Here is a 17,155-nt window from a genome sequence, read left to right on the forward strand (position 1 = left end):
GCCGAGGCCCAAGCCCGTGCGGATGCTCAGGCCCGCGCCGAAGCCCAAGCCCGCGCCGAGGCGCAGGCGCTCGCCCGTGCCGAAACCGAGGCGCGCCGGTCGCAGATCATCCAACAGGCCGAGCAGGAGCGGCTGGCCCAGATCGCCCGCGACGCCGAAGCCCGGCGGCGGGCGGAGGCGCGGGCCCGGCTCGAAGCACAGATGGCTCCGGTCGCGCCCGCGGCCCCTGCCGCGCCCGAGGCGCTGCCGCCGGTGCCGCGCGACGAGGTGACGCCCGATCTTTTGCGCGACTGGCAGCCTTCTTCGGCCAGCGCGCTGCCGATGCCCCAGACCACCACGCCGGTGCGACCGGCGAAATCCCCTTCGCCTGCCTGCGCCAGCGTCAGATCGATTTCAGGGCTGCCTCGGTGGTCGATGGCGACTGCCTCGACGGCTACCCGGTGCTGGCCCGCAGCTTTCCCGCCGATTGCGCCGTGACCGGCAGTGACGCGGGTCAGGTCACGACAGGCTACGACACGCAGTGTCTGCGGGGTCGCGGCTACAGGATTGCCGTCCGGTAACACGGTCGAGCAGAGATGCGGCTCTTGCCCCAGTTGCCGCATCGCCCCGGGGGTGGGGGCCTCGGCCTTCACCCCCGCATGGATTTCACGAGTGCGCCTTGTTGACGAGTGCGGGACGGCGGTGCATCTGCGCCCCGTCCCGTTTTTGTCCCGGACCTTGATCGCCGCCGGTCCCCGCGCCAGAAGCGCCGACATGCCGCCCGATTTCACATTCGAGACCGCCGCCCGGACCCGTGGGCTTTTGCGCATCTGTGGCGTCGACGAGGTGGGCCGCGGCCCTCTTGCCGGGCCGGTGACCGCAGCGGCGGTGATACTCGACCCCGCGCGCATTCCCGAAGGTCTCGACGACAGCAAGAAGCTGAGCGCCACGCGCCGTACCGTTCTAGCCCGAGCGATCTTCGAGACGGCCGAGGTCTGCGTGGCGCATGCCAGCGTCGCCGAGATCGAAACCCATAACATCCTGCGCGCCTCGCATCTCGCGATGATCCGCGCCATCGCCGGGTTGTCCGCTCCTCCCTGCCACGTGCTTGTCGATGGCAACATGGTGCCGCGCGGGCTCGATCACCCTTGCGAGACGCTGGTGGGCGGCGACGGGCGGTCGCTGTCGATCGCCGCCGCGTCGATCGTCGCCAAGGTCGAACGCGACCGGATCATGGCGAAGCTGGCCGGCGCCCATCCCGGCTATGGCTGGGAGCGCAACGCGGGCTATGGAACGGCCCAGCATATGGCCGCTCTACTGGATCTGGGGGTGACGCCTCATCATAGGCGCAAGTTCAAACCCATCCACAACATGTTGTATCAACCCGAAATCGCAACCGACTGATTCGAAAAAGATTTTGACACCGACTCACCTCTGACTCATAGTTATCCACAACCACGAAGCGGGCCACCGCCGCGGATCAGAGGCGTTTTCCATGACCACCAAGTCGAAGAGCCGGGGGGCGGCCAGCCTCCCCCTGAACAGCGTTTTGTCGGGCGACTGCGTCGCGCAGATGCGCAAGCTGCCGGATGAGAGCGTCGATCTGGTCTTTGCCGACCCGCCCTACAATCTCCAGCTCAAGGGCGAATTGATGCGCCCCGACAATTCCCGCGTCGACGCAGTGGATGACGATTGGGACAGCTTCGACAGCTTCAAGACCTATGACACCTTCACGCGCGCCTGGCTCAAGCAGGCGCGCCGCGTGCTCAAGCCCCATGGCGGGATCTGGGTGATCGGCAGCTATCACAACGTGTTCCGGCTCGGCGCGGAGCTGCAGAACCAAGGCTTCTGGATCCTCAACGACGTGGTCTGGCGCAAGTCGAACCCGATGCCGAACTTTCGCGGCAAGAGGCTGACCAACGCCCATGAGACGCTGATCTGGGCCTCGAAATCCGAGGGCGCGAAATACACCTTCAACTACGAGGCGCTGAAGGCGCTGAATGAGGGCGTGCAGATGCGCTCGGACTGGGTGCTGCCGATCTGCACCGGGAACGAGCGGCTCAAGGATGAGAACGGCCAGAAGGCGCATCCGACGCAGAAGCCCGAATCGCTGCTGCACCGGGTGATCCTCGGCACCACGAATCCCGGCGACGTGATTCTCGACCCGTTCTTCGGCACCGGCACCACCGGTGCCGTGGCCAAGGCGATGGGCCGCGATTTCATCGGCATCGAGCGCGAGGCCGAGTATCGCCGCGTCGCCGAGGCGCGGATCGCGCAGGTGCGCACCTACGATTCGGACGCGCTGCAGGTCTCGACCTCCAAGCGGGCCGAGCCTCGCGTGGCCTTCGGCGTGCTGGTCGAGCGTGGGATGCTGCGCCCGGGCGAGGTGCTGCACAGCCTGGGCGGCCGCCACAAGGCGCGGGTGCGCGCCGATGGCACGCTGGTCTGCTCCGAGGCCAAGGGGTCGATCCATCAGGTTGGTGCGCAGCTCGAAGGCGCGCCGTCCTGCAATGGTTGGACCTATTGGCACTTCAAGCGCGACGGCGTGACGGTGCCGATCGACCTTTTGCGCCAGCAGGTGCGCGCGGAGATGGCCGAGGGCTAGGCCCCGCGCGGCCTTGGCAACTCGCTCCGCTTATACGGCCCCCAATCCGAAACCTCCGGGTAGAACCGCCTGCGCCATGCGCGCACGCGCGGGTTCATCATGCGCCGCCATACCGGCGGGATCAGCGCGGCCACGCCCATGATCGGATAGCCCTGCGGCAGCTGCGGCGCCTCGTCCTCGGGGTAGGTCTGCAGCAAAGGGTAGCGCCGGTCGGGCTTGTAATGGTGGTCCGAATGGCGCTGCAGATTGATCAGCAGCTTGTTCGAGGCACGGTGCTCGGCGTTCCATGAATGGCGCGGCTGCACGTGGTCGTAGCGGCCTTCGCCCAAATGTTTCCGCGTCAGCCCGTAATGTTCGATGTAGTTCACGAGCTCCAGCTGCCAGATCGCGACGAAGGCCTGCAGCGCGAAGAACACGAGCCCCTCGATGCCGCCCAATACCAGCGCCAGCGCCAGCATTCCGGTTTGCAGGGCGGTGTAGCGCCAGAACGGGTTCTTGCGGCTGCGCATCGTCAGCCTCTTGCGCGCGAGAAGCCGTGCCTCGGCCCGCCAAGCGTCGCGCGGCATCCGCCACAGCACGCGGGCGAAGTGGCGGTGAAAGCCTTCATTGTAGCGCGCGGTCACCACGTCGGCGGGGGTGCCGACATGCAGGTGATGCACCCTCAGGTGATGCGAGCGGAACGGCGACCACAGCACCATCGCGAGGAGAATGTCGCCGAGCCAACGCTCCAGCCGGTCGCGCTGATGCAGGAGTTCGTGCGCATAGACGATGCCGACCGCGCCCGAGATCACGCCCTGACCCACGAAGAGCCCGATCTTTTCCCAGCCGCCCAGATGTCCGGCGCGGGTAGCATAGACGATCAGCCCGAAGGTCATCAGCGCCTGCGCGGGCACCCAGACCATGGTCAGAAGCCGGTGCCAGAACAGCGCCTCATCGGGCGTGTCAGGTCGGGGTTCGATTGATCCAACCCGCCGACGAGGTCGAGGATGTCGAACAGGAGCCATGCAAAGGCCGGCAGCAGCAGCACCCACCAGCCGCCCATATAAGCCGCAAAAGCCGCCAGCGGCAGCGTCAGCAGCGACACCCAGTAGGGCAGGGCGGCGAGAAGGGGCGCGCGGGTGGCGGGGAGGGTGCTCATGCGGGAACTCTAGCCAGCGGTATGTCTGCGCTCAACGGAGAGATGCGGCGCCGCGACGTCGTGCACCTTGCGCATCGCAGTGGGCAGCGCGCCAGGCCGGAAGGCGTCTTCAGGAACGAAATGCCCACGCTCGGGGTTCACCGGGGCCAGATCGGCCACCATGACGGTGAGTGTCAGCCGAAAATGGGTGAAGACATGCACCGCCTCGCCCGCCGCGCGCCAGTCGCCCGCCGCGGGGGGCATGGGGGTCGGAGCCTCGCCCCAGTCGGAGCCGGGAAAGCCGAGCATGCCGCCCAGAAGGCCCTTGTCGGGCCGCGTCTCCAAAAGCCACGCGCCATCTGCCCGCCGCCCGACATAGGCATAGCCGCGCCGGTGCGGCTTGGCCTTCTTCGAGGCTTTCACGGGGCGTTCGGTCTGGGTGCCGCGCAGGCGCGCGAGGCAGGGATCGCGCAATGGGCAGATGCCGCAGGCCGGGTTGCGCGGCGTGCAGATCGTGGCGCCGAGATCCATTACCGCCTGCGCATGATCGCCGGGCCGCGCGTGCGAGGTCAGCCGCGCGGCATGGGCGATGAGTTCGGGCTTGGCGGCGGGCATCGGGGTGGCCACATCGAAAAGCCGCGACATGACCCGTTCGACATTGCCGTCGACCACCGTTTCGGACCGGTCGAAAGCGATCGCGGCCACGGCGGCAGCGGTATAGGGGCCGATGCCCGGCAGCGCGATCAGCGCGTCATGCGTGTCGGGAAACCGCCCCCCGTGATCGGCCACAACGGCGCGCGCGCATTTCAGGAGGTTGCGGGCGCGGGCGTAATACCCGAGCCCCGCCCATTCGGCCATGACTTCTGAATCATCGGCCGCCGCGAGATCCGCGACGGTGGGCCACAGCGCGGTGAAGCGGTCGTGGTACTTTCGGACGGCGGCCACGGTGGTCTGCTGCAGCATCACTTCGGAGAGCCAGACGCGGTAGGGATCGGGCCGCACCCCAGCGGCCTTCTCGGCCGGGCCGGTGCGCCACGGCATGGTCCGCGCGTGGCGGTCGTACCAGTCGAGCAGCGCGCTCGTCATTTCGCTCTCGGTCACGCGCATCTCCTCTGGTCCGGCCCCCCTTCCATCTAGTAGACTAGGGGCTGTCATGAAACAGCGACGCTTCTCCACCACACGCGGTTTTGCACAGGCCTCGGGCCTGCTGCAGTCGCGCATTCGCGGCGCCTCGGAGGCGCGCGGCTTTGCCGTGACCCGGCTTCTCACCCATTGGGCCGAGATCGTGGGCGAGGACACGGCCCGCATCGCCCAGCCGGTCAAGGTCGGCTATGGGCGCGACGGGCTCGGCGCGACGCTGACGCTGCTGACCACCGGGGCGCAGGCGCCGATGCTGTCGATGCAGTGCGAGGCGATCCGAGAGCGGGTCAACGCCTGCTATGGCTACCGCGCGATCGCCAAGGTGCGCATCACCCAGACCGCGCCCACGGGATTCGCCGAAGGCGAGGCCGCCTTCGCGCCCGCCGCCAAACCCGTGTCCCGCAGCCCCGATCCGGAGGTGACGGCGCAGGCGGCGAGGACCGCCCAAGGGGTGGGAGACACGGAATTGCGACTTGCGCTCGAGGCGCTGGGTGCCAATGTCTTCTCCAAGCATCGGAATTGAGACAGGAAGACCCATGAAACTCGCAAGCTCCACCATCGCCCTGACCGCTGCGCTGGGCTGGATGGCCCTCGCTGCCCCGATCTCCGCACAGGAGGCCACCGGCGCAGAGGCCGAGACCGAGGCCGGGACAACCGCCGAGGCCACGACCGAAGCACCGACCGGGACTGAACCGGACGTCGAGACCACTACCGAAGGCGACACCGAGACGGAGGCCGAGACCGAGGCCGAGGTCGAGTCGGGCACCGGTGCCATGGCCGAAACCGAGACGGCGATCGAAGTCGAGACGGACGGCGCTGTCGAGGACGACTCGGAGATGGAGGCCGAAGCGGAGACGACCGTCACCGAAAGCGGCACCGCCACCTCGAACGCCGACACCGATCAGGACATGGCCAGCGATGAAGACGGGGCCTCTGTCGAAGAGGGCATCGTCGAGATGGTGCAGGGCGCCGAGGACGCGCCGGTCACGGTGATGGAATACGCCTCCTACACGTGCCCGCATTGCCAAAACTGGCACGAGACCAGCTATCCGCAGCTCAAGGACTACATCGACGAGGGCAAGGTGCGCTTCGTCTACCGCGAGGTCTATTTCGACCGTCCCGGCCTCTGGGCGTCGATGATCGCGCGCTGCGGCGGCGAGACCAAGTTCTTCGGCATTTCCGACATGCTCTATGACCAGCAGCGCGACTGGGCCGGCGGCGGCGATCCGGCGGCGATCGCGGCCAAGCTGCGCGCCATCGGCCTCTCGGCCGGGATCGAGGAAGCCCAGCTCGAGGCCTGCCTCACCGATGGCGACACCGCGCAGGCACTCGTCAGCTGGTACGAGGAAAACGCCGAAGCCGACGAGATCAACTCGACCCCGACCTTCCTCATCAACGGCGAGAAGTATTCCAACATGGCCTGGCCGGACATGGCCGAGATCATCGACGGACTTATCGAGGAATAAGCTCCAGCCGGTCGAGCGCGGCGTCGAGCGGGGCGGCATCGTCCCATTCGAGCCGCACCGGCAGCGTCAGGACCTTGGACCGAAAGGACGCGGGCAGACGCACCGCGTCCTTTTCCGTTGTCACGAGCTGCGCGGGAAGCGCGCGCGCCTCCTGCTCAAGCCGCGCCATCAGCGCCGGCGTCAGCGGTTGGTGATCGCCCAGCGCCTCGGCCCGGCGCAGATCGGCGCCAAGGCCGCGCAGCGTGGCAAAGAACTTCTCCGGATGGCCGATGCCCGCAAAGGCCAGCACGGGCATTCGGTCCCAGACCATGCCGGTGGCAAGCGGTGCGAGGCGGCCCGTCAAATGCGGCAGATCGCCCAGAGCCGCGCCCCAGCGCGCCGCAAAGCCCGCCTGCTGGCCCGCGCCGCCGATCGACAGCACCAAGTCGGCCCGCGCGAGCCCCGCTGTCACCGGCTCGCGCAGGGGGCCCGCCGGGATCACCCGCCCGTTGCCGAAGCCGCGCGCGGCATCGACCACGACGATCGACAGATCCTTGTCGAGAGCGGGGTTCTGGAACCCGTCATCGAGGATCAGCACCTGCGCGCCCGCCGCCACCGCCGCCCGCGCCCCGCCGCGCGGTCGCGCGCGACCCAGACCGGGCCGAAGGCGCGAGGAGAAGCGGCTCGTCACCGACATCGGCGGCGGAGTGGTGCCGCTCCTCGACCCGCACCGGCCCTTCCAGCCGCCCGCCATGGCCCCGGCTCACCACATGGGCGATGACGCCGCGCGCCGCGAGGCGCTGTACCAGCGCGATGACGGTCGGCGTCTTGCCGGTGCCGCCCGCGTTGAGGTTGCCCACGCAGATCACCGGCACCGGTGCGCGCCAGCCCGGACGCCCGACACGCCGTGCGGTGGCGGCGGCATAGAGCGCGGCGAGCGGCGCGAGGGCACGGGCGCGCGGGCCGGGCCGGGCGGGGTCACCATCCCAGAACAGGGGCGGTTTCATGCGACGCGTTCCAACGCGGTGTGGATGAGGTCGATCGCCCGGTTCGTGGCCTCGGCCCCCGCGGTGGCCACGCCCCATGCCGCGCGCGCCAGCAGCGCCGCCCGGTCGGGCGACAGCAGCGCCTCGACCGCAAAGCCCAGATCGGCGGGGCCGCGCACGCCGCGACAGGCGGCCGCGGCGGTGAGCCGGGCGTAGCCATCCGCGTACCGGGCCTGCTGAGGGCCATGCAGCACCGCCGAGCCCAGGGCGGCGGGCTCCATAGGGTCGCGGCAGGGCAGGCCCGACAGCGTGCCGCCCATCATCGTCATCGGCGCGAGCCGGTACCAAAGCCCGATCTCGCCCGGCCCGTCGGCGACGTAGATCTCGGTCGCCTCGTCGGGCTCGGCCCCTTCGCCGCGCTCGGCCACGATGAACCCCTGTTCGCGCAGGGATCGCGCAATGCGCGGCGCGGCGGTTTCGCTGGCCGGGGCGAGGATCAGCAGCAGCCGGTGCGCGCGTTTGCTGGCCTGCCGCTGCGCGATGGCGATGGCGGTCAGCTCGTCCTCGACCGCGCCTGCCACGAGCCAGACCGGGCGCGGGCCGATTGCATGGGCGAGATCGGCGCGGTCGCGCTCGTGGCAGCCGGGCAGGGGGCGGCTGTCATCGAGCCGTCCGGTAATCTCTATGCGGTCGGGCGCCACGCCGATGCGGCGCAATCGCGCCGCCGCCGTCCCGTCGATCGCCATCACCCGGTTGAACACCTCGAAGGCAGCGCGCCGCGCGCCCGGCCGCCAGCCGCCGCCTGCGAGCATGGCGGTCTCGGCTTCCGCATCGACCAGCAGGGCCGGGATGCCGGCACGGGCCGTCTCGGACAGAAGAGACGGCTGAACCGGGCCGCGAATCCACATCAACAGATCTGGCCGCCAGCGCCCGAGAAACTCCTGCGTGGCGGCGCGGCTGTCCAGAAACGGCGGCCATTGCAGCATGTTGCGCGGCGCGTCGCGCTGCCGCGCCGCCGCCGTGAGCAGCAAGGTCACCGGCTCGCGCTCCTCCTCGAGCCGCCGCGCCAGCGCCATGGCGGCGCGGCTGCGCTCGGGGTCGGGGCAATGCACCCAGACCAGCGGCCCCTCGGGCCGCCGCGCGGGATCGGCGGGCGGCTGTCTCAGCTGCCGAGTTCCTCGGTCGGCGAGGCGGCGGCCTCCTCATCGCGCAGGCGGTGGATATGGGCGATGAAGTAGCGCATGTGGGCGTTGTCCACGGTGCGCTGCGCCTCGGTCTTCCACGCGTTGTAGGCGGAGGCGTAGTCGGGGAACATGCCGACGATGTGGATGTCCTCGGTGCTGCGGAATACGTTCTGCGACGGGTCGGTCAACTCGCCGCCGAAGACGAGATGCAGGCGCTGGGTCATGGGGTATCCTCGGGTTGGGGGCTCGGGGGCAAATTACGCGTCGAAGGGGCCGGGTCAAGCGGCGGCGGGGTCCAGAAGCGGCAGCAGCACGCCATGCAGCGCGCCCCCCGCCAGCACGCCGTCGCTTTGCGGCACCGGCTTGTTGAACGTGAGCACGGCGCCGCGCCGGTCGGTGGCGGTGCCACCCGCCTCGGTCAGGATCAGGCAGCCGGCGGCGATGTCCCATTCCCATGTGGGGCGGATCGTCAGCATCGCGTCGAACCGCGCCTCGGCCAGCAGGCACAGCCGCCACGCCAGCGCCGAGCGAAAGGCGCGGCGCACCGGCGGCACGTCGCCGCCCGACCACTGTTCGGGGCTCATCGCGAGGCGCGGCCCGAGCAGCGTGGCGCGCGCAGGGTCGGTCTGGTCGCTGGCGCGGATCGGCGCACCGTTGAGAAACGCGCCACCCCCCAGCGTCGCGGTATAGAGCAGGCCGTGCTTGGGCAGCAGCACGCAGGCGGCGGTGATCCGTCCGTGCTCGGCCACGGCGAGCGAATGCGCCCAGTCGGCGCTGCCTTCGAGATAGGCGCGGGTGCCGTCGATCGGATCGACGATGAAGATCCGCTCGGCCGCGAGCCGCTCCGGCGCGTCCGCCGTTTCCTCCGAAAGCCAGCCATAAGAGGGCCGCGCCGCGCCGAGCCGCGCGCGCAGCATCGCGTCCACCGCGAGGTCGGCCTCGCAGACCGGCCCCGCCCCATCGGGCTTGTCCCAGACCTCGGGGGTGCGGAACTCCATGGCGATCGCCGCCGCCGCTTGGGCCGCGGCAACCAGAAGCGCCAGATCCTCGCTGTGATCAGTCGCCTGCAAGGGTTAGCCCGTCCACGAGAAGCGAGGGCACGATGCGGCTCAGATGCGTGCGCGCGTCATTGGCGGGCACGAGGGTCATGAGCATGTCGCGCAGGTTGCCCGCGATGGTGCATTCGTTGACCGGATGGAGGATCTCGCCCTTCTCGACCCAGAAGCCCGAGGCCCCGCGCGAGTAATCGCCGGTGTTGGGGTTGATGGTCGAGCCGATCATCGAGGTGACCAGAAGCCCGGTGCCCATCTGCGCAATCAGGTCCTCGCGGCTCGCCGCCCCTTGGGTCAGCCGCAGGTTGGTGACCGAAGGCGATGGCGGCGCCGAGGTGCCGCGCGCGGCGTTGCCGGTGCTCGTGAGCCCCAGCTTGCGCGCGGTGGCCAGATCGAGGATCCAGCCCGTCAGCACCCCGTCCTCGACCACGGCCCGCTCGGCGGTGGGCAGGCCTTCGCCGTCGAACAGCCGCGAGCCGGAGGCGCGGGGGCGGTGCGGCTCCTCGATCAGCGACAGGCCGCTCGGCAGCACCTGGCTGCCCTCGCGGCCCAGAAGCCAGCTCGATCCGCGCGCGATGGCCGCGCCGTTGGCGGCGGCCAGCAGGTGGCCGATCAGCGAGGAAGAGATCCGCTCGTCGAACAGGACGGGGTATTTGCCGGTGCGCGGACGGCGCGGCTTCTGCCGGGCCACGGCGCGTTCGCCCGCGAGGCGCCCGATTTCCTCGGGGTTCTTCAGGTCGGCCTGAAAGATGCGGCTGTCGCCGTCCCAGTCGCGCTCCATCCCGGTGCCGCTGCCCGAGACCGCCACGCAGGAGATCGCCCGGTCCGACCTCTCATAGCCGCCCGAAAAGCCATTGCTGGCCGCCATGTGAATGCGCCGGTGGCCATAGCCCGCCGTCGCGCCCTGCACCTGCGTCACGCCCTCCACGCCGCGCGCGGCGGCCTCGACGCGGCGCGCATCCTCCTCGAGCGCCCCAGGATCGGGCTCAGGCGAGGGGTCGTACATCTCGAGCCGCGACGAGTCGGTGTCGCGGGCCAGCTGCGCGGGATCGGCAAGGCCCGCATGCGGGTCCTCTGGGGCTTCGCGCGCCATGGCAACGGCGCGTTCGGCCATGGTTTCAATGGTCGCGTCGCGCGCGTCCGACGACGACACCACCGCCTGACGACGGCCCATCAGTACCCGCAGGCCGATATCGACGCCCTCGGAGCGTTCCGCCTGTTCGAGCCGCCCGTCGCGCACGTCGATGGACAGGGCCGTGCCGTCCACCGCCACCGCGTCGGCGGCGTCGGCCCCGGCGCGGCGGGCCGCCGCGAGCATCCGGTCGGTCAGGTCGGCGAGCGATACGGTCATGGGGCGATCCTTTCGGGCTGTCGCCCGTGCATCTAGCGCGCCCGCGCCCCGCTGGAAAGCGACGGCGCGGGCGAGGGTCTCACTTGATCCGCTGGTCGTTGGCGATGACATGGCCTTCCGCATTGATCTCGATGGTCGAGGTCAGCTCGTCATGGCCCACCGGCGTGGTGAACAGGCCCAGCATCATCCGCGGACCCATCAGCTGCTCGGCGGGGATCACGCCGAGCCGGGAGAGATTCTCGATCAGCCCGTTCAGGCCGGTGATCCGAAGGTCGATCTGCCCCTCGGGGCGCGGAAAGCCCGCGAAGGTCTCGAAATCGCTGTTGTCGAAGCTGAAGGCGCCGTCGCCCAGCACCTCGGCTCCGGCGAGGCGCAGCACCAGCCGGTCGAGCGTAAGGCTCTCGATCTCGGGCGCGGCTTCGGCCATCGCGGCTTCTTCGCCCACGGCTTCGGCGGTTTCAGGATCGGTGAGGTCCTGCGGCAGCCGCGCGGTGCCCGACAATTCGAGGATCAGCGTCGCGGGATCGCGCGGCAGGATCGCCGAAGGGTCGAACAGCGCCCAGATCGGGTCGCTCAGGGTCAGGCTGTCGAGCGTCACGCGCGCCGAGAGATCCTGCGCCGCCTCGTCCGCCGCCAGCGGCGCGTCGAGGGCGAAGCCGTATTCGGCCACCGAGGCCTCGAGCGGGAAGGGCAGCGGCCCGTCGGTGAGCGTCAGCGTCAGGCCCTTGGTCGAGGAGGCATAGCTGGCGCGGGCCGGGTCGAGCGCGAGGCTCACCTCGCTCGAACCGGTGCGCGCGGTGCCGGCGGCGCGGCCCTGCGGGCCTTCTCCGTCGAACTCCACCAAGGCCGGCCCGGTGGCATAGTCGAAGGCGAGCGAGAAGCCCTCGGGCAGCGCCTCGGCCTCATCCATGCCCTCGGGCAGAGACAGGGCGCCGTCGATGGCGATCTCGGCAACGCTGGCATCGATCGAAAACGTGCCGCCGGTTTCGGCGTCCTCGCCCTCCAGCGCGATCTCCAGCGTCTCGGCGGCGATGTCGTAGCCGGTGCGGCGCAGCCCGTCCGCCCCGGTTTGCGCGAGGTAGCTGCCGCTCAGGGCATTGAGCGCGAAGAGACCCTCCGCGGGGACCATTTCGCCGGCCTCGGTGATCTCGTTGAGCGTCAGCGCATAGCGGCTGGCGGTATAGTCGTAGCGCATCGCATCGGGGTCGCCGCTCACCGTGAGGGCGAGGCCGGTCTGTCGCACCGAGAGGTCGATCTCGGACTCGAAGCCTGCCTCATCGGTGCCGGTGATGATGATCGGGTAGCTGTCGGACATGCCGATCTCGACCGTGCCGTCGCCGGTCTCGGTGAAGACGATCCGCGGCAGGCGGGCGATGAGCGTCCCGTCCTCGCCCTGCATCGTCAGCACCAGATCGGTGATGGTGAGTGTGTCGCCTGCGCGGTCTTCGGCGCCGGTCTCGATCCGGGTCTCTCCGAGGCGGCGCGCGCCCTCCTGCCAGTCCTGCCAGACCTGCTCGGCGGTGACTTCGGCCTGCGCGGCCCCTGCCAGCAGGAACAGCGCGCCGATCGGCGCGGTTTTCGACAATGCGGCCATTTCGGGCCCTCCTTGCAATCGCGATCCACGGGCCCGGCCCGCTCCGCCGGGGGACCGGCGTGTCTGGACCGGAGACTAGGCCCCCGCTAGGCTGGACGAAAGATCAAAGCGCCGGGGAGGATGCGATGCAGGGGAAGACGGTTCTGATCACCGGGGCGAGCCGGGGCATCGGTGCGGCCGCCGCGCGGGAATTCGCGGCCCAAGGCGCGCGCGTCGCGCTGCTTGCGCGCAGCGCCGAGGCGCTGTCGGACATCACCAAGGAGCTGGGCGAAGCGGGCCTTGCCATCCCCTGCGACGTCAGCCGCTACTGGGAAGTCGAGGCGGCGATCGAGGCCTGCGTCAAGGAATTCGGCCGGCTCGACGTGATGGTCAACAATGCCGGCGCGATCGAGCCGATCGGCGCCATGGGGACGCTCGACCCCGAGGCTTGGGGCAAGGTGATCGACATCAACCTCAAGGGGGTCTTCAACGGCATGCGCGCGGCACTGCCGGTGATGCTCGAACAGGGCGGCGGCACGATCATCACCGTGTCGTCGGGGGCGGCGCACAACGCGGTCGAGGGCTGGTCGGCCTATTGCGCCTCCAAGGCCGGGGCGGCGATGCTCACGGCTTCGCTCGATCTCGAATACCGGGGCCGGGGCATCCGCGCGATGGGGCTGTCACCCGGCACGGTGGCCACGCAAATGCAGCGCGAAATCAAGGCGAGTGGCATCAACGCGGTGAGCCGGCTCGACTGGTCGGTGCATATCCCGCCCGAATGGCCCGCCAAGGCGCTGGCCTGGATGTGTTCGGACAAGGCCTCGGATCAGGTCGGCCGGGAGGTGTCGCTGCGCGACGAGACGATCCGTCGGCGGATCGGCCTGATCTAGGACGCCTCGCGGGGCGCGGGCCCTCAATCGCGGGCGCGGCGTCGCCCCGGCACCTTCGAGGAAAACGCCGGCGGGCGTTTCGACACCCATGCGATGAACTTCTCGAGCCGGGGATGCGCGCGCAGCGCATGAGGCGTGTTGTAGGCGCGCGCCAGCTCGGTCTCCGACAGCGTCGCGTGGATCTCCTTGTGGCAGATATGGTGCAGCAGCACCTGCGGGCCGTGGGTGCCGCCCCTCATCTTGGGCACGAGGTGATGCGAGCTTTGCGGCACGCCTTCGGGGATCGGGCGTTCGCACAGCGCGCAGATCGGCACGGCGCGCGGCGTGGCGACGGCCCGGGCCTCGGTCTGGCGTTTTTCGCGGCGGCTTGGCATGGGGAAGAGATGGGGCGCCATGCGCGCCCCGGCAAGCGCGGCGCGGGGCCGCAGGAGGGCGGCGATGGCGCGGGCACTGGTGATCGGCGGCGGACCGGCGGGGCTGATGGCCGCCGAAGAGCTGGCGCGCGCCGGTCTGCAGGTGAGCATGACCGAGCAGATGCCGACCATGGGCCGCAAGCTGTTGATGGCGGGAAAATCGGGTCTGAACATGACCAAGGCCGAGCCGCGCGAAGCCTTCGACGCGGCCTATGGCGCGCGACCCGAGGCGTTGCGCGCCGCGCTTGAGGCGTTCGGCCCCGAGCGGGTGCAGGACTGGGCGCGGGGCTTGGGGCAGGCGGTCTTCACCGGCTCGACCGGGCGGGTCTTTCCCGAGGCGATGAAGGCCTCGCCCTTGCTGCGGGCCTGGCTGGCGCGACTGGCCGCGGCGGGGGTGGTGCTGCGAACGCGCTGGCGCTTCGCAGGCTGGGACGGGGCGGCGGCTCTGTTCGACACGCCCGAGGGGCGACAGGCCGAGGCGGCGGATGTCACGGTGCTGGCGCTGGGCGGGGCGAGCTGGGCGCGGCTGGGCTCGGACGGGGCTTGGGCTGCGCTGATGCCCGGTCATGTCGCGCCGTTCCGCCCGGCCAATATGGGCTTCGGCGTCGCGTGGTCGGATCACATGCGCGCCCATTTCGGGGCCCCCGTCAAACCCGTGGCGCTGATCGCCGGGACACGCCGGGTGCGGGGCGAATGCGTGGTCTCGACGCGGGGACTGGAGGGCGGCGGGATCTATGCCGTCTCGGCGGAGCTGCGCGACGGCGCGGCGCTGGCGCTCGACCTGCTGCCCGATCTCGACGAGGCAGATGTCGCCCGGCGGCTGCAGGCACCGCGCGGCAAGGCGAGCCTGTCGAACCACCTGCGCAAGGCGCTGAAGCTCGACCCGGTGCGGCTTGCGCTGCTGCACGAGTTCGCCCGCCCCCTGCCGGGGGAGGCGGCGGCGCTGGCCGCGCGGATCAAGGCGCTGCCGGTGCCGCTCACCGGGCCGCATACGCTCGACGAGGCGATCTCGACGGCGGGCGGGCTGCGCTTCGAGGCGCTGGACGACGCGCTGATGCTGCGCGACCGGCCCGGCACCTTCGCCGCCGGGGAAATGCTCGACTGGGAGGCACCGACCGGCGGTTATCTGCTCACCGCCTGCCTTGCGACGGGAGCCCATGCGGGGCGCGGGGCGGCGGCATGGGCGACGGCGCGGGGCTGAGACGGTCGCTTGCTTTCATTTGGCCGTGCGCCTCGCTACTGTGCGCCGAGCGAGCAGGGAGTGCAGCAAGAGATGACGATCAGAGCGATGCGCCGGGGCGGGGCGGCGAGCCTTCTGGCTCTCTTGGCGACGGGGGCGGTCCACGCCCAGGCGGTTTCGGACCGCGGGCTGAGCTATACGCTGTACGGCACGCCGGGTCTGATCGAAATGCCCTCGGCGCTGAGCGCCAAGGACGGACAGATCGCGGCGACCATCGGCGGATTCGACGGACAGGTCCGGACCACCTTCACCTTCCAGCTGCTACCGGGCCTTTCGGGCAGCTTCCGTTACAGCAGGATCGATGATTACACCCTGCCAGGGTCCGAGGGCCAGATCGAAGACTACTTCGATCGCAGCTTCGACCTGCGCTATCGCTTCAACGACGAAACCGCGATCCTGCCCGCCTTCGCGGTGGGCCTGCAGGACTTTCTGGGCACCGGCGCCTACGGCGCCGAATACCTCGTGGCCACCAAGACCTTCGGTGACAAGCTGCGGGTGACCGCCGGCTTGGGGTGGGGGCGTCTGGGGTCGCAGGGCGGCTTCGACAACCCGCTCGGCGTGCTCTCCTCGGAGTTCGACGAGCGCCCCGGCCTCGATTTCGGCGAAGGCGGCACATTCGCCGTCGATCAGCTCTTCAAGGGGGATGCCGCGCTGTTCGGCGGCATGGAATACGCCGCGACCGACGATCTGACGGTGAAGGTCGAATACGCCTCGGATGCCTATGAGCGCGAAACCGAGCTGGAGTTGATCGAGCGCGACTCCTCGCTCAACTATGGCGTGGTCTACCGCCCGCTGCCCGGCGTGCAACTCGGCGCGTCGTGGCTCTATGGCTCCGAGCTCGCCTTCACTGGCACCTTCCTGATCGATCCTTCCGAGCGGCCCTTCGGCCCCGGCCTCGATCCCGCGCCTTCGCCGATCCGTATTCGCCAAGGCGACGCCCGCGCCGCCAGCACGTGGGACCGGGCGGTGATTCCCGAAGCGACCATCGGGACGGCGCTGCAGCAGGCGCTCGCCGCCGAAGGGGTCGAGCTGTCCTCGATCCAGCTGTCAGACCGCGCCGTGCGCCTGCGCTACACCAACACCCGCTACCGCGCCGAAGCGCAGGCGATGGGGCGCATCGCGCGCATGTTGAGCCTCGGCCTGCCCGATTCGATCGAACGCTTCACGCTCGAGCCGATGCAGCGCGGCGTGCCGCTGTCGGCGGTGACGCTGAACCGTTCCGACATCGAGACCTTCTCCGACACCGCCGGCGGCACGCAGGCGCTGTCGGAGCGGCTGGTGCTGACGGATGCGGGACCGGCCGCGGGCCTCGTCGATCTGCCTCGCGTCGATGACCGCTTCTCCTACGGTCTGGCGCCCTATGCCCGGATCACGGTGTTCAACGGCGACGACCCATTCCAGGTCGAACTCGGCGCGCAGATTAGCGGCCGTTACGAGATCACCGACAGCATCGTGGCCTCGGGCACGCTGCGCCAGCAGCTCTATACCAACCGTGAGAATCCCGAGCTGGTGGTTGCCGAAGGCGACGAACCCTACCCGGTGCGCCGCAACGCCGCCCTTTATGCCGATCAGGGCACCACCGGCATCCGCGACCTGACGCTGGCCCACTACGGACGGGCCATGCCCGACGTCTATACCCGCGCCACCGGCGGCTATCTCGAGGAAATGTACGGCGGTCTCTCGACCGAGGTGCTGTGGAAGCCTGCCGACAGCCGCCTCGGCCTCGGTGCCGAGGTGAATTATGCGCGCCAGCGTGATTTCGATCTCGGCTTCGGCTTTCAGGACTACGACGTGGTGACCGGCCATGCCTCGGCCTATTACGATTTCGACAACCGCTTCTACGGGCAACTCGATGTCGGCCGCTACCTTGCGGGCGACTGGGCGCGACCGTGACGCTCGACCGCGAATTCGAGAACGGCTGGGCCGTGGGGGCCTATTTCACCCTGACCGACGTGCCTTTCGAGGCCTATGGCGAAGGCTCCTTCGACAAGGGCATCCGGGTGTCGATCCCGCTCGACTACGTGGTGGGCCAGCCGACGCGGCGCGAAGCCTCGACCTCGCTCGCTTCGCTGCAGCGCGACGGTGGCGCCAAGCTGCGCGTCGACGGGCGGCTTTACGAGGTGGTCCGCGACGGGCATCTCAACGATCTCGATGACGGCTGGGGGCGGTTCTGGAAATGA

Annotated in this window: 13 protein-coding genes and 4 pseudogenes; 8 read left to right on the forward strand and 9 right to left on the reverse strand. The window is 69.8% G+C overall.

Features of this window, described 5'->3' with window-relative positions; genetic code table 11:
- The 3 genes and pseudogenes from MBELCI_RS21060 to MBELCI_RS12535 all read left to right on the forward strand — a co-directional run.
- Positions 1 to 477: pseudogene (locus MBELCI_RS21060) on the forward strand (hypothetical protein); the annotation flags it as partial.
- 276 nt (positions 478 to 753) lie between these two features.
- Positions 754 to 1,383 carry a ribonuclease HII gene (gene rnhB / locus MBELCI_RS12530; protein WP_045320115.1) on the forward strand — a complete coding sequence of 210 codons (630 nt, stop codon included), beginning with the start codon at positions 754 to 756 and terminating at the stop codon, positions 1,381 to 1,383.
- Between the two features lie 91 nt (positions 1,384 to 1,474).
- Positions 1,475 to 2,584, forward strand: coding sequence for a site-specific DNA-methyltransferase (locus tag MBELCI_RS12535; protein ID WP_021694603.1), 1,110 nt, complete (start codon positions 1,475 to 1,477; stop codon positions 2,582 to 2,584).
- On the opposite strand, the pseudogene MBELCI_RS12540 reads toward MBELCI_RS12535, so the two are convergent.
- Both MBELCI_RS12540 and mutY read right to left on the reverse strand, forming a co-directional pair.
- Positions 2,581 to 3,722: pseudogene (locus MBELCI_RS12540) on the reverse strand (alkane 1-monooxygenase). The gene MBELCI_RS12535 and the pseudogene MBELCI_RS12540 sit on opposite strands and share 4 nt — an antisense overlap.
- A gap of 9 nt (positions 3,723 to 3,731) precedes the next feature.
- Complete coding sequence (gene mutY / locus MBELCI_RS12545; protein ID WP_045320112.1) at positions 3,732 to 4,808, reverse strand: A/G-specific adenine glycosylase; 1,077 nt, start codon at positions 4,806 to 4,808, stop codon at positions 3,732 to 3,734.
- Positions 4,809 to 4,854: 46 nt separating this feature from the next.
- Between mutY and MBELCI_RS12550 the strand changes: the two genes are divergently transcribed.
- The gene (locus MBELCI_RS12550) at positions 4,855 to 5,364 is read left to right on the forward strand and encodes a DUF721 domain-containing protein (protein ID WP_021694606.1); all 510 of its coding nucleotides are present in this window, start codon (positions 4,855 to 4,857) and stop codon (positions 5,362 to 5,364) included.
- Positions 5,365 to 5,377: 13 nt separating this feature from the next.
- Positions 5,378 to 6,307 carry a DsbA family protein gene (locus MBELCI_RS12555; RefSeq protein WP_021694607.1) on the forward strand — a complete coding sequence of 310 codons (930 nt, stop codon included), beginning with the start codon at positions 5,378 to 5,380 and terminating at the stop codon, positions 6,305 to 6,307.
- On the opposite strand, the pseudogene lpxK reads toward MBELCI_RS12555, so the two are convergent.
- The 6 genes and pseudogenes from lpxK to MBELCI_RS19405 form a co-directional block, all read right to left on the reverse strand.
- Positions 6,294 to 7,293, reverse strand: a pseudogene (lpxK, locus tag MBELCI_RS12560) (tetraacyldisaccharide 4'-kinase). The gene MBELCI_RS12555 and the pseudogene lpxK overlap by 14 nt on opposite strands.
- The gene (locus MBELCI_RS12565; RefSeq protein WP_045320113.1) at positions 7,290 to 8,438 is read right to left on the reverse strand and encodes a 3-deoxy-D-manno-octulosonic acid transferase; all 1,149 of its coding nucleotides are present in this window, start codon (positions 8,436 to 8,438) and stop codon (positions 7,290 to 7,292) included. The pseudogene lpxK and the gene MBELCI_RS12565 overlap by 4 nt, the downstream one beginning before the upstream one ends.
- The gene (locus tag MBELCI_RS12570; RefSeq protein ID WP_021694610.1) at positions 8,435 to 8,680 is read right to left on the reverse strand and encodes a DUF4170 domain-containing protein; all 246 of its coding nucleotides are present in this window, start codon (positions 8,678 to 8,680) and stop codon (positions 8,435 to 8,437) included. Before MBELCI_RS12570 ends, MBELCI_RS12565 begins: the two co-directional genes overlap by 4 nt.
- Before the next feature lie 54 nt (positions 8,681 to 8,734).
- Entirely contained in the window at positions 8,735 to 9,526 is a 792-nt protein-coding gene (locus tag MBELCI_RS12575) for a 3'(2'),5'-bisphosphate nucleotidase CysQ (RefSeq protein WP_021694611.1), read from the reverse strand.
- The gene (locus MBELCI_RS12580) at positions 9,513 to 10,859 is read right to left on the reverse strand and encodes a TldD/PmbA family protein (RefSeq protein WP_021694612.1); all 1,347 of its coding nucleotides are present in this window, start codon (positions 10,857 to 10,859) and stop codon (positions 9,513 to 9,515) included. The genes MBELCI_RS12575 and MBELCI_RS12580 overlap by 14 nt, the downstream gene beginning before the upstream one ends.
- A gap of 79 nt (positions 10,860 to 10,938) precedes the next feature.
- Positions 10,939 to 12,453 carry a DUF2125 domain-containing protein gene (locus tag MBELCI_RS19405; RefSeq protein ID WP_021694613.1) on the reverse strand — a complete coding sequence of 505 codons (1,515 nt, stop codon included), beginning with the start codon at positions 12,451 to 12,453 and terminating at the stop codon, positions 10,939 to 10,941.
- 125 nt (positions 12,454 to 12,578) lie between these two features.
- On the opposite strand from MBELCI_RS19405, the gene MBELCI_RS12590 reads away from it, so the two are divergent.
- A complete protein-coding gene (locus tag MBELCI_RS12590) occupies positions 12,579 to 13,322 on the forward strand; it encodes an SDR family oxidoreductase (protein WP_021694614.1) in 744 nt (247 codons plus the stop codon).
- Between the two features lie 23 nt (positions 13,323 to 13,345).
- On the opposite strand, the gene MBELCI_RS12595 is transcribed toward MBELCI_RS12590, so the two are convergent.
- On the reverse strand, positions 13,346 to 13,696 hold the full coding sequence (locus MBELCI_RS12595) for a hypothetical protein (protein ID WP_021694615.1): 351 nt from the start codon (positions 13,694 to 13,696) through the stop codon (positions 13,346 to 13,348).
- A gap of 64 nt (positions 13,697 to 13,760) precedes the next feature.
- On the opposite strand from MBELCI_RS12595, the gene MBELCI_RS12600 reads away from it, so the two are divergent.
- Together MBELCI_RS12600 and MBELCI_RS12605 are read left to right on the forward strand one after the other, a co-directional pair.
- A complete protein-coding gene (locus MBELCI_RS12600) occupies positions 13,761 to 14,936 on the forward strand; it encodes a TIGR03862 family flavoprotein (protein WP_021694616.1) in 1,176 nt (391 codons plus the stop codon).
- Between the two features lie 207 nt (positions 14,937 to 15,143).
- Positions 15,144 to 17,155 (forward strand): annotated as a pseudogene (locus MBELCI_RS12605) (YjbH domain-containing protein).

Source organism: Limimaricola cinnabarinus LL-001, assembly GCF_000466965.1.
Classification (GTDB): Bacteria; Pseudomonadota; Alphaproteobacteria; order Rhodobacterales; family Rhodobacteraceae; genus Limimaricola; species Limimaricola cinnabarinus.

Excerpts from the sequence above, each read along its gene's own strand:
- MBELCI_RS12535 (WP_021694603.1), top strand. The coding sequence starts at position 1,475 with ATGACCACCAAGTCGAAGAGCCGGGGGGCGGCCAGCCTCCCCCTGAAC.
- MBELCI_RS12570 (WP_021694610.1), bottom strand. The coding sequence starts at position 8,680 with ATGACCCAGCGCCTGCATCTCGTCTTCGGCGGCGAGTTGACCGACCCG.
- rnhB (WP_045320115.1), top strand. The coding sequence starts at position 754 with ATGCCGCCCGATTTCACATTCGAGACCGCCGCCCGGACCCGTGGGCTT.
- MBELCI_RS12580 (WP_021694612.1), bottom strand. The coding sequence starts at position 10,859 with ATGACCGTATCGCTCGCCGACCTGACCGACCGGATGCTCGCGGCGGCC.
- mutY (WP_045320112.1), bottom strand. The coding sequence starts at position 4,808 with ATGCGCGTGACCGAGAGCGAAATGACGAGCGCGCTGCTCGACTGGTAC.
- MBELCI_RS19405 (WP_021694613.1), bottom strand. The coding sequence starts at position 12,453 with ATGGCCGCATTGTCGAAAACCGCGCCGATCGGCGCGCTGTTCCTGCTG.
- MBELCI_RS12600 (WP_021694616.1), top strand. The coding sequence starts at position 13,761 with ATGGCGCGGGCACTGGTGATCGGCGGCGGACCGGCGGGGCTGATGGCC.
- MBELCI_RS12590 (WP_021694614.1), top strand. The coding sequence starts at position 12,579 with ATGCAGGGGAAGACGGTTCTGATCACCGGGGCGAGCCGGGGCATCGGT.
- MBELCI_RS12550 (WP_021694606.1), top strand. The coding sequence starts at position 4,855 with ATGAAACAGCGACGCTTCTCCACCACACGCGGTTTTGCACAGGCCTCG.
- MBELCI_RS12555 (WP_021694607.1), top strand. The coding sequence starts at position 5,378 with ATGAAACTCGCAAGCTCCACCATCGCCCTGACCGCTGCGCTGGGCTGG.
- MBELCI_RS12595 (WP_021694615.1), bottom strand. The coding sequence starts at position 13,696 with ATGCCAAGCCGCCGCGAAAAACGCCAGACCGAGGCCCGGGCCGTCGCC.